Annotated in this window: 18 protein-coding genes; 8 read left to right on the top strand and 10 right to left on the bottom strand. The window is 68.8% G+C overall.

The features are described from left to right. Positions 1-99 precede the first annotated feature (99 nt). Together ACXJLU_RS26660 and ACXJLU_RS26655 are read left to right on the top strand one after the other, a co-directional pair. Complete coding sequence (locus tag ACXJLU_RS26660) at positions 100-2,022, top strand: hypothetical protein (protein ID WP_457336216.1); 1,923 nt, start codon at positions 100-102, stop codon at positions 2,020-2,022. 3 nt (positions 2,023-2,025) lie between these two features. Next, positions 2,026-4,035, top strand: a complete 2,010-nt coding sequence (locus tag ACXJLU_RS26655) for a right-handed parallel beta-helix repeat-containing protein (protein WP_457336214.1) — start codon at positions 2,026-2,028, stop codon at positions 4,033-4,035. A 16-nt stretch (positions 4,036-4,051) separates the two neighbouring features. Here ACXJLU_RS26655 and ACXJLU_RS26650 read toward each other — a convergent pair whose 3' ends face one another. Both ACXJLU_RS26650 and ACXJLU_RS26645 read right to left on the bottom strand, forming a co-directional pair. Continuing rightward, entirely contained in the window at positions 4,052-5,206 is a 1,155-nt protein-coding gene (locus ACXJLU_RS26650; protein WP_457336212.1) for an acyl-CoA dehydrogenase family protein, read from the bottom strand. Between the two features lie 9 nt (positions 5,207-5,215). After that, positions 5,216-6,394, bottom strand: coding sequence for an acyl-CoA dehydrogenase family protein (locus ACXJLU_RS26645; RefSeq protein WP_457336210.1), 1,179 nt, complete (start codon positions 6,392-6,394; stop codon positions 5,216-5,218). An 89-nt stretch (positions 6,395-6,483) separates the two neighbouring features. Between ACXJLU_RS26645 and ACXJLU_RS26640 the strand changes: the two genes are divergently transcribed. Next, positions 6,484-7,659 carry an MFS transporter gene (locus ACXJLU_RS26640; protein WP_457336208.1) on the top strand — a complete coding sequence of 392 codons (1,176 nt, stop codon included), beginning with the start codon at positions 6,484-6,486 and terminating at the stop codon, positions 7,657-7,659. A 7-nt stretch (positions 7,660-7,666) separates the two neighbouring features. Here the strand turns inward: ACXJLU_RS26640 and ACXJLU_RS26635 are convergent, their stop codons facing one another. Beyond that, positions 7,667-8,314: a retropepsin-like aspartic protease family protein gene (locus ACXJLU_RS26635; RefSeq protein ID WP_457336206.1), complete on the bottom strand. Its 648-nt coding sequence runs from the start codon at positions 8,312-8,314 to the stop codon at positions 7,667-7,669. After that, a complete protein-coding gene (locus ACXJLU_RS26630; RefSeq protein ID WP_457336204.1) occupies positions 8,314-8,802 on the bottom strand; it encodes a YajQ family cyclic di-GMP-binding protein in 489 nt (162 codons plus the stop codon). Before ACXJLU_RS26630 ends, ACXJLU_RS26635 begins: the two co-directional genes overlap by 1 nt. Positions 8,803-8,840: 38 nt before the next feature. Here ACXJLU_RS26630 and murB point away from each other — a divergent pair, with 38 nt between their 5' ends. Then, positions 8,841-9,857: a UDP-N-acetylmuramate dehydrogenase gene (gene murB, locus ACXJLU_RS26625; protein ID WP_457336202.1), complete on the top strand. Its 1,017-nt coding sequence runs from the start codon at positions 8,841-8,843 to the stop codon at positions 9,855-9,857. A gap of 19 nt (positions 9,858-9,876) precedes the next feature. On the opposite strand, the gene ACXJLU_RS26620 is transcribed toward murB, so the two are convergent. The 3 genes from ACXJLU_RS26620 to ACXJLU_RS26610 all read right to left on the bottom strand — a co-directional run bounded on the left by ACXJLU_RS26620 (position 9,877) and on the right by ACXJLU_RS26610 (position 15,155). Next, entirely contained in the window at positions 9,877-10,818 is a 942-nt protein-coding gene (locus ACXJLU_RS26620) for a hypothetical protein (protein ID WP_457336200.1), read from the bottom strand. Positions 10,819-10,891: 73 nt separating this feature from the next. Beyond that, entirely contained in the window at positions 10,892-13,618 is a 2,727-nt protein-coding gene (locus tag ACXJLU_RS26615; protein WP_457336198.1) for a winged helix-turn-helix domain-containing protein, read from the bottom strand. 13 nt (positions 13,619-13,631) lie between these two features. Beyond that, entirely contained in the window at positions 13,632-15,155 is a 1,524-nt protein-coding gene (locus ACXJLU_RS26610; RefSeq protein ID WP_457336196.1) for a fumarate hydratase, read from the bottom strand. Between the two features lie 103 nt (positions 15,156-15,258). On the opposite strand from ACXJLU_RS26610, the gene nhaA reads away from it, so the two are divergent. Further along, complete coding sequence (gene nhaA / locus ACXJLU_RS26605; RefSeq protein WP_457336194.1) at positions 15,259-16,437, top strand: Na+/H+ antiporter NhaA; 1,179 nt, start codon at positions 15,259-15,261, stop codon at positions 16,435-16,437. Here the strand turns inward: nhaA and ACXJLU_RS26600 are convergent. After that, complete coding sequence (locus tag ACXJLU_RS26600; RefSeq protein WP_457336192.1) at positions 16,431-17,033, bottom strand: YqhA family protein; 603 nt, start codon at positions 17,031-17,033, stop codon at positions 16,431-16,433. The genes nhaA and ACXJLU_RS26600 overlap by 7 nt on opposite strands. 143 nt (positions 17,034-17,176) lie before the next feature. Here ACXJLU_RS26600 and acs point away from each other — a divergent pair, with 143 nt between their 5' ends. After that, the gene (acs, locus tag ACXJLU_RS26595) at positions 17,177-19,147 is read left to right on the top strand and encodes an acetate--CoA ligase (RefSeq protein WP_457336190.1); all 1,971 of its coding nucleotides are present in this window, start codon (positions 17,177-17,179) and stop codon (positions 19,145-19,147) included. Positions 19,148-19,223: 76 nt separating this feature from the next. Here the strand turns inward: acs and ACXJLU_RS26590 are convergent, their stop codons facing one another. Continuing rightward, positions 19,224-19,532: a c-type cytochrome gene (locus tag ACXJLU_RS26590; protein WP_200798932.1), complete on the bottom strand. Its 309-nt coding sequence runs from the start codon at positions 19,530-19,532 to the stop codon at positions 19,224-19,226. Positions 19,533-19,657: 125 nt separating this feature from the next. On the opposite strand from ACXJLU_RS26590, the gene ACXJLU_RS26585 reads away from it, so the two are divergent. Beyond that, on the top strand, positions 19,658-19,927 hold the full coding sequence (locus tag ACXJLU_RS26585; RefSeq protein ID WP_073464733.1) for a TIGR04438 family Trp-rich protein: 270 nt from the start codon (positions 19,658-19,660) through the stop codon (positions 19,925-19,927). A gap of 40 nt (positions 19,928-19,967) precedes the next feature. On the opposite strand, the gene ilvD is transcribed toward ACXJLU_RS26585, so the two are convergent. Then, entirely contained in the window at positions 19,968-21,656 is a 1,689-nt protein-coding gene (gene ilvD, locus ACXJLU_RS26580; RefSeq protein WP_457336188.1) for a dihydroxy-acid dehydratase, read from the bottom strand. Between the two features lie 113 nt (positions 21,657-21,769). Here ilvD and ACXJLU_RS26575 point away from each other — a divergent pair. Next, on the top strand, positions 21,770-22,208 hold a 439-nt coding region (locus ACXJLU_RS26575), incomplete at its 3' end, for a LysR family transcriptional regulator (protein WP_457336186.1).

The following is a 22,208-nucleotide window of genomic DNA, read 5'->3' as shown; positions in this document are numbered from 1 at the left end:
CCCGCACCCGCACCCGCACCCGCACCCGCACCGACGCCCGCGCCTGCGCCTGCACCCGCACCGGCACCCGCACCCGCACCGGCACCGGCACCCACGCCCTTGCCCATCACGATCGCGCCGCTCGGATCGCCGCGCATCCTGATCTCCGATGCGCCGACGCTGGCCCGCCTGCGCACCGCTCTGACCAGCAACACGGCGTCGGCGACGCGCTTCAAGAACATGGTCGATTCGCAGATCGCCGGTGCCGACATCTATCTGTTCGGCCCCTGGCAGGCGGCGCTGTTGTCCCAGGTGACGGGCAAGGCGTCCTACTGCCAGTACGCGGTCGACCAGACCGAGATCTTCGTGCAATCCGAAGAAGCGCTGATCAGCAGGAATGCGGCTGCAACGGTGGCCGGCGACAGCTACCTCGATGTCGGCGGCACGATCGGCAACATGGCGATGGTGTACGACTGGTGCCGCTCGCAGATGACGGCGACCCAGCGCACGCGCTGGGCCACCTACGGCAACCAGGCGGTCTGGAACGTGTGGAACCACACGCAGGCCAGATGGGGCAACACCACCTACGCCTGGAGCGGCTGGTCGGTCGACAACCCATCGAACAACTACTACTACTCGTTCCTGCGCGCGACCATGCTGCTCGGCCTCGCCACCTACGGCGAAAACACGCAGGCCTCGACCTGGCTGGACAAGTTCCGCACCGAGAAGATCGCCAACCAGCTCGTGCCGACCTTCACCCGCGACCTGCAGGGCGGCGGCTCGCGCGAAGGCACCGGCTACGGCACGGCAATGAACGGCCTGTTCGACCTCTACCACCTGTGGGAAAAATCCACCGGCGAGCGCATCGCGGACGCGACCCCGCACACGCTCGCGTCGTTCGACAAGTTCATGCATGACATCGTGCCGACCCTGGACCGCATCTCGCCGACCGGCGACCATTCGCGCGACTCGACGGCCGCGCTGTTCGACTACCACCGTCAGTACCTCGAGGTGCTGTCGCGCCTGTACCCGTCTGACGTGATGGCGGGCGTCTCCAAGTCGCTGCTGGCGCAGTCGTCGGTACCACGCATGGCGAATGCCTTCGAGTACTGGGTCGATTACCTGTACGACCAGTCCGACATCGCCGCACAGCCGCTGAGCCGCCTGCCCACCGCCCACTGGGGCAGCGGCACCGGCCAGTTCTCGATGCGTTCGGCCTGGGCCGGCGATGCCACCTATGCCAACCTGATCTGCGGCCCCTACACCGAGAGCCATGCCCACCACGACCAGGGCAGCTTCGTGATGTTCAAGGGCAACTGGCTCGCCTTCGATGAAAACATCGATTCGCACTCGGGCCTGGCCCAGTACGAGACGCCGCACAACCTGGTGCGCATCGAGCAGAACGGCAAGCTGTTGGAGCAGACCTACGGCGCCAGCTGCGCGATGCAAGCCCTGGCCGACACGCCCGTCTACGCCTATGGCCTGGCGCGGGTCACACCGATGTACGGCGGCAAGGCGGTGGTGGCGAAGGTGGAGCGCGAGTTTCTGTTCATCAAGCCCGCCACGCTCGTGATCCTCGACCGCGTGCAGACCAGCGGCAGCGGCATCAGCCGCATCTGGACGCTGAATCTGCCGGGCACGCCGACGCTCTCGGGCGACCGCATCACCGCGATGAGCGGCAGCAACCAGCTCGACGTGGTGCGCCTCGCTCCCACCGGGCTCGCCTCGCAGGCGATCTCGTGGCCCACGGCCGATGACGACATGAATGCCGGTTCGCGCGTCGACGTGGCCGATTCGAACGGCAATGCGTCGGTGTTTCTCAACGTGCTGGGCGCCGACCACGCCTTCACCGCCGCGACCCGCTCCGACGCGGCCGGCCAGACCGGGGCACAGGTCACGCTGGCCAACGGCAGCGTGGCGACCGCGCGCTTCAGCACCGACGGCACCGGTGGCACGCTGGAGATCCGCAACCAGGCGGGCACCGTCACCTTCAGCGGGGCGTTGCCGACGACCGTTCAAGCACCGCCCAGGCTGGCCAATTGAGCCATGCAAGGCCTTCGCGGAACGATGCCGACGCTGAGCGGGCTGTTCGCCGCCGTGCTGTTGCTGGGTGCATGCGGCAGCGGCGCATCGGATGACGCGCCCGCGCCATCGGCATCACCACCGATCGGCGCGCCCGCACCGGCACCAGCGCCAGCACCGGCACCGGCACCGGCACCGGCACCGGCACCCGCACCCGCACCCGCACCCGCACCCGCACCGGCACCCGCGCCCGCGCCCGCGCCCGCGGAGGCCTGCTTCTCCGACCCCATCGAGCCGATCTGGAACGAGAGTGGAGCCAGCGCGACACGCATCAAGAGCCCCGCGCCGCACATGCACTTCACGGCCGGCGCGCCGCTGCGCATCCTGGCCGATGCGCGGGATCCGAATGCCTACCTGTGCCCACCCGGACACCCGCCCTACGTCTGCCCCGGAACCCGGGAGAACTTCTATGTCGACGGGCAACTGGTCGGCGCGGCCTTGCCGAGTGCCACCGATTTCAACCTCTGGGAGCTGCGGCTGCCCGCCGGCCTCTCGCAGGGCGAGCATGTGCTGACCGTCGGCCATGTGCCGTACGACCCGGCCACCGGCGCCGGCGGCACGCAGGTCAACGGGCCGACCCCCATCACCATCCATGTCGATGCCCCGCCCGTGCACGGCGGCACGGTCACGCTGATGCAAGACCTGGTGCTGAGCGGCTCGGCCGGCCTCGACTGGACGGACAAGACCGTCATCGGCAACGGCTTCAAGGTGCTTGCCGGCGCAGGCTATTCGGGCCGCGTGCACATCCAGAATGCGCATGTCAGCGGGCTGGGCAGTTTCAGTGCCCTGGGCATCGACATCGCGACCACGGGCTCGGTGGCGATTCAAGACTCGGTCTTCGAGGCCACCGGGGCGATGCGCTTCAGCGCCCAGGGCAGTGGCACGATGACGGTGAAGAACAACGAGCTTCGCGCCAACAACCTGATCACCTATGTGTCGAGCGACCCGTCGGTGCCGGTCGTCCTCGAACTGGCCGGCAACACGTCCGGCGGCAAGGTCCTGCAGGGCAACCGCATCGGTGGCGGCATGCTGCTGGTGAGCGGCAATGGCTGGCAGATCGGCGGCCTGCTTGCAGGGCAGGGCAATGTCCTGATGGGGGTGAGGGCGGTGCTGCAGCTCCACGACTCGTCGAACGACACCGTGCAAGGCAACTACCTCCTGCACGACTACCACGGCGGGTTCAGCCAGGGCTTCAATCTCTGGTTGCAAGGCAGCTCCGGCAACGAACTGGCCGAGCACAACGTGGTGCATGGCGGCTCGTGGCCGATCCAGAATTTCGGCGGCGAGTTTCGCTACAACCTGGCCATCGACAGCGGACACAATTTCTGGCGCGGCTCGGCGAGCGGTACCAGGATTCACCACAACGTCTTCGCGCATGCCAGCGGCACCAACACCCAATACGACGGCGCCATCATGGTCTACGGCGGGGAGAGCGGCCTCGACATCCACAACAACAGCTTCGATGCCGGTGGTTCGGCCGGCGCCTACGACGCGCCGGTGTTCAACATCGGCGCGGGCTCGGTGTTCAGCTCGATCCGCAACAACCTGTTCACCGCGTTCAGCGAGGTGCCGGCCAGTTTCGGCAAGGCCCTGGTATCGACCGACAGCGGCGCCGTGGCCAGCCCGCGGGTGGTCTCGGCCGACTACAACGGCTGGTTCAATCCGCTGGCGCCGAATTCGGCGCGCTATCTGCCGGGCATGGTGCAGAACCCGGCGGGGGTGCACGACGTGCAGGCGAACCCCCGGCTGTCAGGCCAAGCCGAGATGCCGTACCGGGTGTCGAAGGGCTGCGTCTGGCTGGGCCTTTACACGACAGGGCAGGTTTTGTCTCGCTACCGGCAGATCTACCGGCCGGCCGCGGGCAGCCCGCTCATCCATGCGGGCGACCCCGCCGATGGCGCCGGCACGGCCATCGGGGCGGTCGGCGCCGACGACAGCCACCCGATGGATCTGTTCGGCCGGGTCGTGCCCTAGGTCCTGTTGACAGGCCCTAGGCGAAGACGCCCGCCGTGTCCTGCATGCGGTCCGAGACTTCGCCGAGTTGGTGCAGCGTGTCGCCGAAGCTCAGCTCCATCACCGTCAGCCGCTTGAAGTAGTGGCCGGCGATGTACTCGTCGGTGACGCCGATGCCGCCGTGCAGCTGGATGCACTGCTGGCCGACGAAGCGCATCGAGACGCCGAGCTGGTACTTGGCCTGCGCCAGCGCGCGGCGGCGTGCCGCGGGCGGCTCGTTCATCTTCAGCGTCGCGAAGTAGCTCATCGAGCGCGCGAGTTCGAGCTGCATCTTCACGTCGGCGATGCGATGGCGCAGCGCCTGGAAGCTCGCGATCGCGACGCCGAACTGCTTGCGGGTGTTCATGTACTCGACGGTCACCGCGACCAGCCGGTCCATCGCGCCGACCGCTTCGGCGCACAGCGCGGCGATGCCGATGTCGACCGCGTATTCCAGCGCCGCGTGGCCCGCGTGGGTGGCTCCGCCGGCCGGCACCAGCAGCATGGCCGGCGCATCGGCCAGCGCCAGCTCGGCGGCGCGCGCCCCATCGGCGCCGCCGTAGCCGCGCGTCTTCACGCCGGTGGCGCGGCGCTCGACGAGGAACAGCGCGATGCCCGCCGGGTCGTCGACCGCGCCCGACACGCGTGCCGGCACGATGAACGCATCCGCCTGGTCGCCGGCCGGCACGACGCTCTTGGCGCCGTTCAGCGTCCAGGCGCTGCCGGTGGCCTTCGCCGAGGTCTCGACATGCGCCAGCCGGTAGCGCGCCCCGCGCTCCTGGTGCGCCAGCACGACCAGCGCGTCGCCGCCGGCGATCTTCTCGAGCCAGCCGTCGATCGCCGGCTGCTGCGCGCAGGCCGACAGCACGCCGCCGGCGATCAGCGCGCCTTGCGCATAGGGTTCCAGCACCAGGCCACGGCCGAGTTCCTCCATCACCACCATCGCGTCGGTCGGCCCGAAGCCCATGCCGCCCTGCGCCTCGGGCACGAACAGCCCGGTCAGCCCGAGGCCGGCGATCTCGCGCCAGGCCTCGCGCGAGTAGCCGCCGGCCTGCACGATGCGCTTGCGGCGCTCGGCGTCGTAGCCCTTGGCCACCCACTTGCGCACCGAGTCGCGCAGCATCTCTTGATCGTCGGAGAAGTCGAAGTCCATGTCGTGTCCTCAGCCCAGCACCGTCTGCGCGACGATGTTGCGTTGCACCTCGTTGCTGCCGCCGTAGATGGTCGTCTTGCGCACATTGAAATAGGTCGCCGCCAGCGGCGCGCAGTAGGCCGCACCGACGTGGTCGCCCTGCCAGCCGGCTTCCATCGCGTCGTGGATGAAGGGCACGCTGTACGGCCCGGCCGCCAGCATCAGCARCTCGGTCAGGCGCTGCTGGATCTCGCTGCCGCGGATCTTCAGCAAACCGGCCACGTCGAGCGACTGCTTGCCGGATTTCTCGCCGCTCAGCACCCGCAGCACCATCATCTCGAGCGCGACGATGTCGACCTCCAGCTTCGCGATCTCGTCGCGGAAGCGCACGTCGTCATACACCTTCTCCGCCTTCGCGATGCGCTTGAGCCGCTCCAGCTCGCGCTTCGAGCGGTTCACGTCGGCGATGTTGGTGCGCTCGTGGGCCAGCAAGTACTTGGCGTAGGTCCAGCCCTTGTTCTCCTCGCCGACCAGGTTGTCCGCCGGCACCTCGACGTTGTCGAACCAGACCTCGTTGACCTCGTGCTCGCCGTCCATCGTGATGATCGGCCGCACCGTGATGCCGGGGCTCTTCATGTCGATCAGCAGGAAGCTGATGCCGGTCTGCGGCTTGCCTTCGGTGCTGGTGCGCACCAGGCAGAAGATCCAGTCGCCGTACTGGCCGAGCGTGGTCCAGGTCTTCTGGCCGTTGACGACGTAGTAGTCGCCGCGGCGCTCGGCGCGGCATTTCACCGACGCGAGGTCGGAGCCCGAGCCCGGCTCGCTGTAGCCCTGGCTCCACCACACGTCGCCGCTCATGATGCCGGGCAGGTGGCGCTTCTGCTGCTCGGGCGAGCCGAAAGCCATGATCACCGGCGCCACCATCACCGGGCCGAAGGGCACCACGCGCGGCGCGCCGGCCAGCGCGCATTCTTCTTCGAACAGGTGGCGCTGGATCGCGTTCCAGCCCGGGCCGCCGAACTGCGTGGGCCAGGCCCAGCCGTGCCAGCCCTGCTTGCCGAGGATCCGGGCCCAGCGCTGCAGATCGTCCTTCGACAGCCGCAGCGCGTTGTGCACCTTGTGGCTGATGTCCTTCGGCAGGTTCTCGGCCACCCAGCCGCGGATCTGCTGTCGGAAGGCCTGCTCTTCGGGCGTGAAGTTCAAATCCATCGTCGTGTCTCCAGTCGGCCGCGTTTTAGCACGGTCGTGCGTTTGCGGGATGTCCCTGCGGCGACAACGGGCCTACCGATAATCCCGCGGTGACTTCTTCCTATCGATCCACCGTGGCCGCGCTGGCTGCCGGCCAGCTGGTGAGCTGGGCCGCGCTGTACTACGCATTCTCGTCGTTCGTGCTGCCGATGCAGCAGGCCTTGGGGTGGAGCAAACCCGTGTTGATGGGCGCCTTCACGCTCGGCCTCGCGGTGTGGGGCGCGAGCAGCTATGCGGCCGGCGCGGCCATCGACCGCGGGCATGGACGCGGCGTGATGACGCTCGGGGCGGCGCTCGCCGGCGCCGGCTTCCTGCTGTGGTCGCAGGTGGAGCAGCCGGCCACGCTGTACGCCGCGTGGGCGCTGATGGGCGCGGCGATGGCAATGACGCTGTACGAGCCGGCCTTCACCGTGCTGACCAAACGATTTCCGGAGCGCTACCGCGACGGCATCACGTCGCTGACGCTGGTCGGCGGGTTTGCCAGCACGCTGTCGTTCCCGGTCGCGGCCTGGCTTGTCCATGCATGGGGCTGGCGCATCGCGCTGGCGGCGATCGGCGGCGTGCTGCTGCTGGGCGTCGCGCCGCTGCATGCATGGGCGCTGCGGGGCAGCGATCCGCCGCACGCACCGCGCGGCGCGCACGACGCCGCCGACGATGCGACGCTGCACGAGGCGCTGCGCCACCGGTCGTTCTGGTTGCTGACCGGCACCTTCACGCTGTACTCGTTCGCGGCCGCGACGCTGTGGGCGCACGTGATGCCGATCTTCGCGTCGAAGGGGCGCAGCGAGGTGCAGGCACTCGCCGTGCTGACCTGGATCGGCCCGGCGCAGGTGGCGGGGCGCCTGGTGTTCCTCGCGTTCGGGCGCCGCGTCACGCCGCGTGGGCTGGGCCTGGCGGTGCTGGGCGGCCTGCCGCTGTCGTTCGCGATCTTCGCGCTGGCCGAGAACCTGGCGGCGCTGATCGTGTTCGCGGTGCTGTTCGGCATTGCCAACGGGCTGGTGACGATCGTGCGCGGCAACCTGGTGCCGGAGTACTTCGGCCGCGCGCACGTCGGGCGCATCGGCGGCGCGATGTCGGCGATCGCGCTGCTGTCGCGTGCGGCGGCGCCGGTGCTGACGGCGTGGCTGCTGCTGGCGCTGCCGGGCTACCGCGAGTTGCTGCTGTTGCTGGCGGTGCTCGGGGTGGTGGCGCTGGTCAGCTTCGCGTTCGCCCGGCCTCCCGAGTGAGGGTCGGTCAGGGCTTCTTGTCGAGCGTCATCGTGTCGTTGTCGCGCTTCATCTGGAAGCGTGTCAGGAAGCTGTTGCCGAGCAGCACCTGGCTCATCGATGCGGGCAGCACGACGGCGTCGACGTTGTAGACCTGCACGTCGCCGATGCGCACCGAAGCCAGCGTGATCCGGTAGGACGGCACCGACCCGTTCGCGGTGCTGACCATGCCGCGCTGGCCCTCGCGGTACTTGAGGCCGATGGAATCGGCTTCGGACTGCGCGATGGTCACCGTGGTGGCGCCGGTGTCGACGACGAACACGACCGCCTTGCCGTTGATCGAGCCCTGCGTGAAGAAATGGCCGCCCGGGCCAGCCGGCAGCACGATGCGGCTGCCGCCGCCCTCGACCGGCGCCGCGCCCAGGCTGACCTGCACACCGCCGAGCCGCAGCTGCTGGCGCTCGCCGCCGACCTCGACGATCGCCTCGCCGCCCGCCATGCTGATCAGCTTGACGCCTTGCACGGTGCTGCCGACGGCCACGGTGCGCGGCGCGCCGTTGATCATCAGCAGCGCCTTGTCACCCAGCGAGCCGCTGAGCGACACCGCCTGCGCGCAGGCGGCCGTGGCGCACAGCGCGCCGGCCGCCACCGCGACTGCTGCGAGAGCGCGGCGCATCAGTCGCGGAAGTTGTCGAAACTCAGAGGCGCGTCGGGCACTTCCTTGCGAATCAGCGCCATCGCGGCCTGCAACTCGTCGCGCTTGGCGCCGGTGACGCGCACCGTGTCGCCCTGGATGGCGGCCTGCACCTTCATCTTGCTCTGCTTGATCAGCGTCTGGATCTTCTTCGCGGTGTCGCTGTCGATGCCGTTCTTGACGGTGATCAACTGCTTGACCTTGTCGCCGCCGATCTTCTCGATCTTCGCGCTGCGGTCGAGGAAGCGGATGTCGACGCTGCGCTTGGTGAGCTTGGCCAGCAGGATGTCCATCACCTGGCCGATCTGGAAGTCGCTGTCGGCGTAGACGGTCAGTTCCTTCTCTTTCAATTCGACACGGGCCGACGAGCCCTTGAAGTCGAAACGGGTGCCGATTTCCTTGGCGGTCTGGTCCACGGCATTGCGCACTTCGACAAGGTTGGGGTCGAGTACGGCATCGAAGCTGGGCATGGTCGGTAATTCCTCGCTGGATCAGCGAAAATTCTCGCATGCAAATCGAGTCGGGCGTGAGCCTGAAACCCTACAACAGCTTCGGACTGCCGGCTGTCGCACACACTTTGGTGCGCATTGCGGCCGATGCCGACGTGCGCCGCGTCGTCGACCACCCCCAGCTCGGGCTCGCCCCGAAGTTCGTGCTGGGCGGCGGCAGCAACATCGTGCTGACGCGCGACATGCCGCAGGTGGTGCTGAAAGTCGAGGTGAAGGGCCGGGCGTTGCTGCGCGAGACCGACACGGCCTGGATCGTCGAGGCCGGCGCCGGCGAGAACTGGCACGAGTTCGTCGCGTGGACGCTGGCCCAGGGCTGGCCGGGCCTCGAGAACATGGCGCTGATCCCCGGCACGGTGGGCGCGTCGCCGGTGCAGAACATCGGCGCCTATGGCATCGAGCTGAAAGACCGCTTCGAATCGCTGGACGCCGTCGACCTGGTCACCGGCCGCAGCGTGACGCTCGCGAGCGGCATCTGCGCCTTCGGCTACCGCGACAGCGTCTTCAAGCACTCGCTGGCCGGCCGCAGCGTGATCACCCGGGTGCGGTTCCGGCTGCCCAAGCCGTGGCAGCCGGTGCTCGGCTACCTGGAGCTTGAACGCAAGATGGCCGAGACCGGCATCCACGAGCCGAGCCCGCAGCAGGTGTTCGACTGGGTCTGCGCGATCCGCCGCGCGAAGCTGCCGGACCCGGCGCTGGTCGGCAACGCCGGCAGCTTCTTCAAGAACCCGGTGGTGACGCCCGAGCAGTGCCGCGACATCATCGGCCGCGATCCGGAGATCGTGCACTACCCGATGCCCGACGGCAGCGTGAAGCTGGCCGCCGGCTGGATGATCGACGCCTGCGGCTGGAAGGGCAAGAGCATCGGCCGCGCCGGCGTCTACGAGAAGCAGGCGCTGGTGATCGTCAACCGCGGCGGCGCGATCGGCTCCGAGGTGGTGACGCTGGCGCGCGCGATCCAGGAGAGCGTGTACGGGCGCTTCGGGATCCGGCTGGAGCCGGAGCCGGTGGTGGTGTGAGGGGGGGTGCGCCAGGCGCTCAAACCCGTCCGGTCCCGCTGAGGTATTCCCATGCCACGGTGTTCCGGTTGTTCCAGAGCACTGTGTCGATCTTGTCACGCTGGCCGGCCGTGCGCGGCGTATCGCCGAGGTCCAGCTGGGTCAATGATTGGTTGTGCCCGAGGGTCGTGATCACTGCATCGACCATGTCCTCGTCGAAGGAGCAGCCAGGGAACGACAGCGACTTCAGCGGGCAGGCTCCGGCGATCGCGTCAAACAGTGCTGTCAGTCGCGTGCTGGTCCAGGGCAGGGTCAGCTGCGCCGATTCGGTCTGCAGACGTGTCGCTATCGCCTCGCACAAGGCCTGCACCCAATCCGTGTCACCGGCCGGCTCATCCTTCACGTGGATTCGAAACTCCTTCAACGTGCCGGCGCGTTTCGCAGGGTGCGAAAACAGCTGGAACAACGCGGTGGAATCGAGCGGAGCTGTCTCGGACGCATGCAGTTCAAGCCGGTTCAAGCCGCTGTTGCGTGCCAACGCATCGGCGAGCGCGGCGGCCTGCTCGGAGGTCGCAGGGATCGGCAGGTCGATGCCTTTGATCTGCGGGCAGTGGGGCAGGACGGCGATGAAGAAAGGGAGTTTTTCCGGGGCGATGCCGCCGATCGTGAGGTCGACGCTTTCGAGCCAGTCGCCCCCCTCTCGACGGGGCGCCAGGGCACCGTAGGTCTTGAGCGCCTCCCGGAACTGTTCGCCGAGCCCGTTGTTGACACACCACCGCAGCACGAGCTGGGCCTTGTCCGCATTGGTGCGAGGGTCGGGCACGATCACACGGGACTGGAAATTGCGCACGCAAAGGTCTTCCTGGGACGTGTCGACGTGGGCCATTCCGGCGATCACTTCCTGCAGCACGTCCTCGAAGTCCTGCCTGCCTGGACAGTAGGGATAGAGATTGCCCGAAGGCGCATTCGCGATGCGTTTCATCAGTTCGGCGTAAAGCTCATCGAATGGACACTGGCTTGAGTGTTCCGCCGGTGCGCTTCGGTTCCATCACGGATCAACTGACGATGGCCCCGTCCTTCGCAGCGGCTTGCAGATCGCGCCAGCGCGCAGCCGCTTGGCCGCGCGTCTGAGCCCCCAACTTGTCGAGGATGTTCGCGACATGCCGCTTCACCGTGTGCGGGCTCAGTTCGAGCGCGCGCGCGATCAGCTTGTTGCTGTCGCCGGCGGCCAGGCGTTCCAGCACCTCGCGCTCGCGGGTACTGAGGACGGCCAGCGGGCCTGGGCCGGCCACCGGTGCGGCGGGCGCGAGGACGGGCGTCCCCGGTGCGATCTCGGCGCGCGGCGGTTGATGCCCACGCAGCCGCTCCGCGCTGTCCAGCCAGTTCGCGAGCGCCGCTTGCGCGCCGGCGCTCAGCACCAGCCCGCCGTGCGCCAGTAGTGCCAGCGCGCGCGGGCCGGCCAGCAAGGCCGAGCCGATCCAGCCATCGCTCGCGCAGCGCAGTACCGCAGCTTCGACCAGGGGCGCTGCCTCGCGCTGCCGCCCCAGCCGCACCAGCGCCGCAGCCAGCCGCAGCCGCCCTTCGGTCAGCAGCCCGTACCACTCGAGCGCATCCGGCGTCTGCAGCGCCGCCTGCCAGCATTCGACCACCTGCGGCCAGCGCTCGGCCAACTCGGCCGCGAAGGCCGGCAGCGCCAGTTCTCGCGCACGTTGCGCGATGCGCGTGGAGACCAGCAGGTCGGGCGCGCCCAGCGTGGCGACCAGCGCGCCGGCGCGTTCGGCGTCGTCGGCGATCATCGCGAGCCGCAGCGCCTGGAACTGCATGTTGCGGCGCAGCTTCTCGCGGCGCGCGCTCGGCGGTTCCTGATCGGGATCGGCCAGCAGGTGGGCCGCCGCCGCGCGCATCGCATCGACGTCGCCGCGCAGCGCGTGCAGCATGCCGCGCGCCAGCGCCAGCATCGTGCAGACGTTGCGCGGGCTGCCGAGCCAGCGCGCCTCTTCGTCCGCGCGCGCCAGCCGCTCGGCGGCACGCGCTGCGTCGCCATGCCACAGCGCGATCAGCCCGTGCAGCAGCCACGCGATCGCGCTCATCGCGGTCGGGTGCTCGGGCGCCAGGCGCAACGCGCGTTCGACGAACAGCGTCAGGGCCGGTGCGACGCCGGGCAGCGTCACGTCGCGCGGGTTCGGCGTCGCCTGGTACCACAGGCCGATGTCGCTGCAATCGGCCAGCAGCTCGTTGCGCCGCGCCATGTAGCCGGCCGATGGCGCGACCGGCCCGTAGTCGCCGGCGTGCCACAGGCTGGCGGTCAGCGTCGTGACCTCGGCCTCGCGCGGCAACGGCTGCGCGCGCAGCTCGGCGAGCAGGGCCGCCGCCTCGTCGCGCTGGTCGACCTGGCACAGGCTCAACGCGACGTACGCGCGCGCCCGCTGTGCCTGGTCGGCCAGGCCTTGCTGCTCGGCCAGGCGCAGCGCCTGCTGAAAGTGCCCGGCCATCGCCAGGAACTCCCAGCGCGCCCACGCGGCCAGCCCCTGCAGCAGCATCAGCGGCGACGAACGCTCGCGCCACGCAGGCGGAAACTGCGCCAGCAGCCGCTGCGTCTGCGTCAGCAGGCCGTCGGTGAGCCAGCCGCGGGCGACGGCGTTCAGCGCGGCCTCGGCCGCCGCCCAGTCGCCGGCGCGCTGCAGGTAGGCGATGCGGCGTGCGTCGTCGGGCTCGGTGTCGGCGGCGCGCTGCAGCAGGCCGGTGAGTGCTTCGGGCGATTCCTGGCGCAGCCGGTCTTCGAGGAAATCGCGAAACAGGTCGTGCAGGCGCAGCGTCAGCTGCGGCCCGTCAAGCACGGTGACGAACAGGCCGCGGCGCTCGATGTCGTCGAGCTTGTCGGCGGCCTGAGGGTCGCCGGTCAGCGCGGCGCAGCGGCCGGCCTCCAGCTCGGCCAGCACCGAGGTCTGCAGCAGGAAGCGGCGCAGCCCGTCCGGCATGTCGGCCAGCACCTCGCTGGCGAGGTAGTCGAACAGGTGGCGCTGGCCGAGCGCCGCCGGCGCGCGCGGGCCGGCGAGCGTGGCCGCATCGAGGCTCAGGCGGATGCCGGCCGGCCAGCCCTGCAGCCGCTCGATCAGCGATTGCGCGAGTTCCGTGCCGGCGCCGCGCCCGGCCGCGAATGCGCGCACCTCGTCGTCGGCAAAGCCCAGCTCGGCCTGGCGCAGCTCGAGCAGTTCGCCCTGCGCGCGCAGCCGGGCCAGCGACAGCGGTGGATCGGTGCGGCTCGCGAGCAGCACGGTCCATGGCGCGGGCAGATGCTCGAGCAGCAGGTCGAGCAGCTCGAAGATGCGTGCATCGGCGATGCGGTGGGCGTCGTCCAGCACGATCAGGCCATGCCCCGTCCCTTGCTGCAGGTCGGCGCCACCGAGCGCGCTCAGCAGTTCGTCGGCGGTGCGGCGCGAGCCGCGCGGCTGCGGGCCGAGCGTCGCCAGCGCCTGCGGCGAGATGCGCCACGGCAGGTCGTGCGGCTCCAGCGCGGCCACCAGGCAGGCGACGAAGCGGGCGAGGTCGTCGTCATCGTCGGCGGCGATCCAGGCGACGGCGCCTCTGGGGCCTTGCTCCAGCGACGCGAGCAGTTGCGCCACCAGCGCGGTCTTGCCGAAACCGGCCGGCGCGCTCAGCAGCATCAGCCTCGCCTGGCCGATGGCAGAAGCGAGACGCCCTTCGAGCTGCGGCCGGACCAGGTGCTCGCCGCGCGGGCGCGGCGCCTGGATCTTCGTCAGCGCGAAGGGCAGGGCGTGCACGTCAACCCATGGCTCAGGCGACCGCCACCGGGATCTTGCCGATCTTCGCCTGCCATTCCTTCGGGCCGGTCGTGTGCACCGAGGTGCCTTCGGAATCGACCGCCACCGTCACCGGCATGTCGCTGATCTCGAACTCGTAGATGGCTTCCATGCCCAGGTCGGCGAAGCCGACGACCTCGGCCTTGCGGATCGCCTTCGACACCAGGTAGGCCGCGCCGCCCACCGCCATCAGGTAGGCCGACTTGTGCTTCTTGATCGCCTCGATGCCGGTCGGGCCGCGCTCGGCCTTGCCGATCATGCCGATCAGCCCGGTCTGCGCCAGCATCATCTCGGTGAACTTGTCCATGCGCGTCGCGGTGGTCGGGCCGGCCGGGCCCATCACCTCGTCGCGCACCGGATCGACCGGGCCGACGTAGTAGATGACGCGGTTGGTGAAGTCGACGGGCAGCTTCTCTCCTTTGGCCAGCATGTCCTGGATGCGCTTGTGCGCGGCATCGCGGCCGGTCAGCATCTTGCCGTTCAGCAGCAGCGTCTCGCCCGGCTTCCAGCTCGCCACCTCTTCGCGCGTCAGCGTGTCGAGGTTGACGCGGCGGCTCTTGTTGTAGTCGGGCGCCCACTTCACGTCGGGCCACAGGTCGAGGCTGGGCGCCTCGAGGAAGGCCGGGCCGGAGCCGTCGAGCACGAAGTGCGCATGGCGCGTGGCCGCGCAGTTCGGGATCATCGCGACCGGCTTGCTGGCCGCGTGCGTCGGGTAGGTGGCGATCTTCACGTCGAGCACGGTGGTCAGGCCGCCCAGGCCTTGCGCGCCGATGCCCAGCGCGTTGATCTTGTCGCACAGCTCGATGCGCAGTTCCTCGAGCTTGTTCTGCGGGCCGCGCGCCTTCAGCTCGTACATGTCGATGTCCTGCATCAGCGATTCCTTCGCCAGCAGCATCGCCTTCTCGGCCGTGCCGCCGATGCCGATGCCCAGCATGCCCGGCGGGCACCAGCCGGCGCCCATCGTCGGCACCGTCTTCAGCACCCAGTCGACCAGGCTGTCGCTCGGGTTCATCATCACGAACTTGCTCTTGTTCTCGCTGCCGCCGCCCTTGGCCGCGATCTGGATGTCGACCGTGTTGCCCGGCACCAGGCTCATGTGGATCACCGCCGGCGTGTTGTCCTTGGTGTTCTTGCGCTCGAAGTGCGGGTCGGCCACGATGCTCGCCCGCAGCTTGTTCTCGGGGTCGAGGTAGCCGCGGCGCACGCCTTCGTTGACGGCTTCCTCGACGCCCGACGGGAAGCCCTCGAAGCGCACGTCCATGCCGATCTTCATGAACACGTTGACGATGCCGGTGTCCTGGCAGATCGGGCGGCGCCCTTCGGCGCACATCTTCGAGTTGGTCAGGATCTGCGCGATCGCGTCTTTCGCGGCCGGGCCCTGCTCGGCGTCGTACGCCCGCGCCAGGTGCGCGATGTAGTCGGCCGGGTGGTAGTAGCTGATGTATTGCAATGCGGCGGCGACGCTGTCAACCAGGTCGGTGTAGCGGATCGAGGTCATGTGGCTATCCCGGAAAGTGGGGCGGAACTGCGGAACAATGCCCGACGGCGGGGCAAGGTGGGCATGGCTTGTGCCCGCGATTTTACTGAACGAGGGAGATCTCATGCTGAACAGCATCCGGCGCTTCATCGCGTCCGAATCGGCCGGCGGCGTCGTGCTGGCGCTGGCGGCCGCGATCGCGCTGGTGGTCAGCAATTCGCCATGGCACGAGGCCTACCAGCGTTTCGTGAACCTGCCGGGCGAGCTGCGCATCGGCGGCGACCTGCTGGTGCTGGCCAAGCCGCTGCTGCTGTGGGTCAACGACCTGTGGATGGCGGTGTTCTTCTTCCTGGTCGGGCTCGAGATCAAGCGCGAGATGCTGGCCGGCGAGCTGGCCTCGGCCCGCCAGGCGCTGTTGCCGGCCGGCGCGGCGATCGGCGGCATGGCGATGCCGGCGCTGATCTACGCGGCCATCAACCTGCACGATCCGGTCGCGCTGCACGGCTGGGCCATTCCCGCGGCCACCGACATCGCGTTCGCGCTCGGCATCCTGATGCTGCTCGGCTCGCGGGTGCCGGCCTCGCTGAAGGTGTTCCTGACGGCGGTGGCCATCATCGACGACCTCGGCGCGATCGTCGTGATCGCGTTCTTCTACACCGCCGACGTGTCGCTCGCGATGCTGGGCGCGGCGCTGGCCGGCGGCGTCGTGCTGTTCCTGATGAACCGCAGCCGGGTGACGAGCGTCGGGCCCTACGTCGTCGTCGGGCTGGTGATCTGGGTGTGCGTGCTGAAGTCGGGCGTGCATGCGACGCTGGCCGGCGTGGCGACGGCGCTGGCGATCCCGCTGCGGGGTGCGGGCGACGATGGGCACTCGCCGCTGGAGATGACCGAGCACGCGCTGCACCCCTGGGTGGCCTTCGCGGTGCTGCCGATGTTCGCGTTCGCGAATGCCGGCGTGTCGCTGCAGGGCGTGAGCTTCTCGACGCTCGCGCAGACGGTGCCGCTGGGCATTGCCGCCGGGCTGGTGATCGGCAAGGCGATCGGGGTGTTCGGCGCGTCGTGGTTGCTGATCCGGCTGGCCGGTGCCGAGTTGCCGGCCGGCGCCAGCACGCGGCAGTTCTTCGGCGTCTGCGTGCTGTGCGGCGTCGGCTTCACGATGAGCCTGTTCATCGGCGCGCTGGCCTTCGAGGGCCGGGGCGGCGACTACGAGACGCAGGTCAAGCTCGGCGTGCTGTGCGGCTCGCTGATCGCCGGCGTCATCGGCACGCTGCTGTTGCTGGGCGGAGGGCGCCGGGGTCAGTGATCCGCAGGCCCCTGGGGCAGCAGCCGGTCCGTCACCGCGATCGCCATCGCCGACAGCAGGAATGCGCAGTGGATCACCGTCTGCGCGATCAGCACCCGGTCGCTCAGCGCGTCGGCATTGATGAAGGTCTTCAGCAGGTGGATCGACGAGATGCCGATGATCGCGGTCGCGAGCTTCACCTTCAGCACCGACGCGTTCACGTGGCTCAGCCATTCGGGCTGGTCGGGGTGGCCTTCGAGGTTCATGCGCGACACGAAGGTCTCGTAGCCGCCGACGATCACCATGATCAGCAGGTTGGAGATCATCACCACGTCGATCAGGCCGAGCACCACCAGCATGATCGTGGTCTCGGTCAGCTTGGTGCCCTTGGCGGCCTCGCCGCTGACCCCCACCGCGCTGAACACCGCCTGCAGCGCCGTCTGGCTGCCGAAGGCCGCTTCGATCAGGTGCGCCAGCTCGACCCAGAAATGGAACACGTACACCGCCTGCGCCAGGATCAGCCCGAGGTACAGCGGCAGCTGCAGCCAACGGCTCATGAAGATGAGGTTGGGCAAGGGGCGCAGCTTGCTGTTGCTGTGATCGGGGATCTGGGCCATGGGGTTGTGCAGGGATAGTCCGGTTGCCGGAAATTGTAGTGGGCGCACCATCGGTGAAGACCCCGGGCGCCTTCGTCAGTCGTTCGTAAGAGCAGCTGTCTATGGTGCGAGCAGAATTTGGAAACCGCTGAAGGAGACAAGCAATGAGTTCGAGCGAGCACAAGGTCTACCCGCCGCCCGCGGCACTGGCCAAGGCAGCCCATGTGTCCGGCATGGCCGCCTACGACAAGCTGTGTGCCGAAGCCGAGGCCGACTACGAAGGCTACTGGGCCCGCCTCGCCCGCGAGATGGTCACCTGGAAGACGCCGTTCACCAAGACGCTCGACAGCAGCCAGGCGCCGTTCTTCAAGTGGTTCGAGGACGGCACGCTGAACGTCTCGTACAACTGCCTGGACAAGCAGGTCGAGGCCGGCCTCGGCGACAAGACCGCGATCATCTTCGAGGCCGATGACGGCCAGGTGACGCGCGTCAGCTACCGCGACCTGCTCGCGAAGACCTGCCGCATGGCCAACGCGCTGAAGTCGCAGGGCGTCAGGAAGGGCGACCGCGTCGTCATCTACATGTCGATGTCGGTCGAGGGCGTGGTCGCGATGCAGGCCTGCGCGCGCATCGGCGCGACCCACTCGGTGGTGTTCGGCGGCTTCTCGGCGCAGAGCCTGCGCGACCGCATCGAGGATGCCGGCGCGGTGATGGTGATCACCGCCGACGAGCAGCTGCGCGGCGGCAAGCAGCTGCCGCTGAAGGCGATCGTCGACGATGCGATCGCGCTCGGCGGCTGCGAGAGCATCAAGAGCGTGATCGTCTACCAGCGCACCGGCGGCGCGATCGCGTTCGACGCGTCGCGCGACCGCTGGATGCACGAGCTGACCGCCGCGCAGCCGGTCACCTGCGAACCGGAATGGGTCGGCGCGGAGCACCCGCTGTTCCTGCTGTACACCTCCGGCTCCACCGGCAAGCCGAAGGGCGTGCAGCACTCGACCGGCGGCTATTTGCTGCATGCGGCGCTGACGACGAAGTGGACCTTCGACCTGAAGCCCGACGACATCTTCTGGTGCACCGCCGACATCGGCTGGGTCACCGGCCACACCTACATCGCCTACGGGCCGCTCGCGCTGGGCGGCACCGAGATCGTGTTCGAGGGCGTGCCGACCTACCCGGATGCCGGCCGCTTCTGGCGGATGATCCAGGACCACAAGGTCTCGATCTTCTACACCGCGCCGACGGCGATCCGCTCGCTGATCAAGGCGGCCGAGAGCAATGCGGCGGTGCACCCGCGCAACTACGAACTGGGTTCGCTGCGCATCCTGGGTTCGGTCGGCGAGCCGATCAACCCGGCCGCGTGGGAGTGGTACCACGAGCACATCGGCGGCGGCCGCTGCCCGATCGTCGACACCTTCTGGCAGACCGAGACCGGCGGCCACATGATCACGCCGCTGCCGGGCGCGACGCCGCTGGTGCCGGGCTCGTGCACGCTGCCGTTCCCCGGCATCATCGCCGCCGTCGTCGACGAGACCGGCAAGGACGTGCCGAACGGGCAGGGCGGCATCCTGGTCGTCAAGAAGCCATGGCCGGCGATGATCCGCACGATCTACGGCGATCCGGAGCGCTTCAGGAAGAGCTACTACCCGGCCGATTTCCAGGGCAAGTACTACCTGGCCGGCGACGGTGCGATCCGCGACGAGAAGACCGGCTACTTCACGATCACCGGCCGCATCGACGACGTGCTGAACGTCAGCGGGCATCGGATGGGCACGATGGAGATCGAGTCGGCGCTGGTGAGCTGCATCGACCTGGTGGCCGAGGCCGCGGTGGTCGGCCGCCCGGACGACACGACCGGCGAGGCGGTCTGTGCGTTCGTCGTGCTGAAGCGCCCGCGCCCGACCGGCGACGAGGCCAAGGCGATCGCGAAACAGCTGCGCGACTGGGTCGGCAAGGAGATCGGGCCGATCGCCAAGCCGAAGGACATCCGCTTCGGCGACAACCTGCCGAAGACGCGCTCCGGCAAGATCATGCGGCGCCTGCTGCGCTCGGTCGCCAAGGGCGAGGCGGTGACGCAGGACACCAGCACGCTGGAGAATCCGGCGATCCTCGAGCAGCTGGGGCAGGCTTATTGAGGGTGAAACCCGGATTGGCATTCGGGCTACAAAAACGAAGGCCCCGCGGAGCGGGGCCTTTGCCTGGGTCAGGGCGTCACTTCAAGCTCAGGATCCAGGTGACCAAGGTCTTGGCCTCCGCATCCGACACCTGGGTGTTGGCGGGCATCGGGACTGCGCCCCACACGCCGGCGCCGCCCTTGATCACCTTCTGCGACAGCTTGTCGACGGCGTCCTTCTGGCCGGCGTACTTGGCCGCGACCTCCTTGTAGGCCGGGCCGACCACCTTCTTGTCGATGGCGTGGCAGGCCATGCAGTTCTTCTTCTGCGCCAGCTCCGGGTTGGCGAAAGCCGGTGCGGCCGCCAGGGCAGAGAGGGCAACGATCAGCGAAAGCAGCGACTTCATGATTTCCTTCCGAAGAGGTGGGGAGCCATCCATTACATTTCGATCACTGGACAACTCAACGAATTCTACGTGGCGCGGTTGACCGTGCATTGGCGTAGGACAAGCCGGAAGGCCGAGGGAAGATCATGTATTTCGTCGTTTTGGGGGTGCTGCTGATCCTGTCGAACCTCGCAGGCATCGGGCCGCTGGCCGACTTGGTGTGGCCGGGCGACTGGTGGAAGATGTGCTGGCCCTTCGGCCTGGCCTTCGTCTGGTGGATCTTCGCCGATGCCACCGGCTACACCAAGCGCAAGGAAATCGAGAAGATGGACGAGCGCGTGGCCAATCGGCGCAAGGAAAGCCTCGAGAAGCTCGGCATGGACCACCGCGGCCGCCGCAAGAAGCGCAAAGTCTGATGCCGCGCCAGTCGCCCCGCGGGGCGACTGGCCGGTCCCGTCAGTCGATCTTGTCGAGCACCGCGCCCTGGCTGGCACTGGCCGCGTTCTTGAAGAACTTGGCCATCACGCCGCGGGTGTAGCGCGGCTTCGGCGGCGTCCACGCGGCGCGGCGCTGCGCCAGCACCGCGTCGCTGACGTTCAACTGCAGCGTCAGCGTGTGGGCGTCGATCGTGATCGAGTCGCCTTCGTGCACCAGCGCGATGTTGCCGCCGGCATAGGCCTCGGGCGCGACGTGGCCCACCACCATGCCCCAGGTGCCGCCCGAGAAGCGGCCGTCGGTCACCAGGCCCACCGACTCGCCCAGCCCCTGGCCGATCAGCGCGCCGGTCGGGGCCAGCATCTCCGGCATGCCCGGGCCGCCCTTCGGGCCCAGGTAGCGCAGCACCATCACGTCGCCGGCGACGATCTTGCGCGCCATGATCGCGGCCAGCGCCGACTGCTCGTCGTCGAACACGCGGGCCGGGCCGGTGATCACCGGGTTCTTCAGGCCGGTGATCTTCGCGACGCAGCCTTCGGGCGACAGGTTGCCCTTCAGGATCGCGAGGTGGCCCTCGGCATACATCGGGTTGTCGATGGTGCGGATCACGTCCTGGTCGGCACGCGGCACGTCGGGGATGTCGGCCAGGTTCTCGGCCACCGTCTTGCCGGTGATCGTCATGCAGTCGCCGTGCAGCAGGCCGGCCTTCAGCAGCACCTTCATGACCTGCGGGATGCCGCCGGCACGGTGCAGGTCGACCGCCAGGTACCGGCCCGAGGGCTTCAGGTCGCACAGCACCGGCACCTTGCGGCGCACCCGTTCGAAGTCGTCGATCGTCCACTCGACCTCGGCCGCATGCGCGATCGCGAGGAAGTGCAGCACCGCGTTGGTCGAGCCGCCGGTGGCCATGATCACCGCCACCGCGTTCTCGATCGACTTCTTCGTGACGATGTCGCGCGGCTTCAGGTCGGCCTTCACCGCCTCGACCAGCGCGCGCGCTGCCGCCTTCGCGGTGTTGGCGGTCTCGTCGTGCGGGTTGGCCATCGTGCTGCTGAAGGGCAGGGCCATGCCGAGCGCCTCGAACGACGAACTCATCGTGTTGGCGGTGTACATGCCGCCGCACGAGCCGCTGCCGGGGATCGCGCGGCGCTCGATCTCGCAGAAGTCTTCCTCGCTCATGTTGCCGGCGCTGAACTGGCCGACCGCCTCGAACACGCTGACGATGTTCAGGTCCTGGCCCTTGTAGCGGCCCGGCAGGATCGTGCCGCCGTAGACGTAGATCGCCGGCACGTTGGCGCGCAGCATGCCCATCATGCCGCCGGGCATGTTCTTGTCGCAGCCGCCGACCACCAGCACGCCGTCCATCCACTGGCCGCCGACGCAGGTCTCGATGCAGTCGGCGATCACCTCGCGCGACACCAGGCTGTACTTCATGCCCTCGGTGCCCATCGCCATGCCGTCGCTGATGGTCGGCGTGCCGAAGATCTGCGCGTTGCCGCCGGCTTCCTCGATGCCGGCCACCGCGGCATCGGCCAGCTTCTGCAGCCCGGAGTTGCACGGCGTGATCGTCGAATGGCCGTTGGCCACGCCGATCATCGGCTTCTTGAAGTCGCCTTCCTGGTAGCCGAGCGCGTAGTACATCGAACGGTTCGGCGCGCGCGCGACGCCTTCGGTGATGTTCTTCGAACGGCGGTTGACGGGGCTGCTCATCGCGGTGTCTCCTGGCGGATGCTCGGGGGGAGCGCCAGTATCGATCGCGTGCAGAATGTCGTCCAATATATCCAGCGTGGTGGATTGATATGTTTGATGTATGAGTGCCGTCGATGGCTGACGAGTTCCGCGTGCCGGCCATCGAGCTGCGGGCGTGGCGGCAGTTCCTGGTGCTGGCCGAGACGCTGCATTTCGGCCGGGCGGCGCAGCAGCTCAACATGACGCAGCCGCCGCTGACGCTCGCGATCCGCCAGATCGAGGCGCGGCTCGGCACGCCGCTGTTCGACCGCACGCGGCGCCGTGTCGCGCTGACGCCGGCCGGCGAGGCGCTGGTGTCGCCGGTGCGCCAGCTGCTGCAGCAGGCGGCTGCGCTGGCGGCGGTCGCCGGCGCGGCCGGCAGCGGGGCGGTCGGGCGCCTGCGGCTCGGCTTCGTCTCGACGGTCGGCTTCGGGCCGCTGCCGGGCTGGCTGCGCGATTTCCGCCTCGCCGAGCCTGGCATCCACGTCGAGCTGCGCGAAGCCACCACCGACGTGCAGCTCGCCGCGCTCGCCC

Source organism: Rhizobacter sp. P5_C2 (assembly GCF_054049715.1).
The sequence above is the reverse complement of the archived record's forward strand: the minus strand, read 5'-3'. Positions and strand labels throughout refer to the sequence as shown.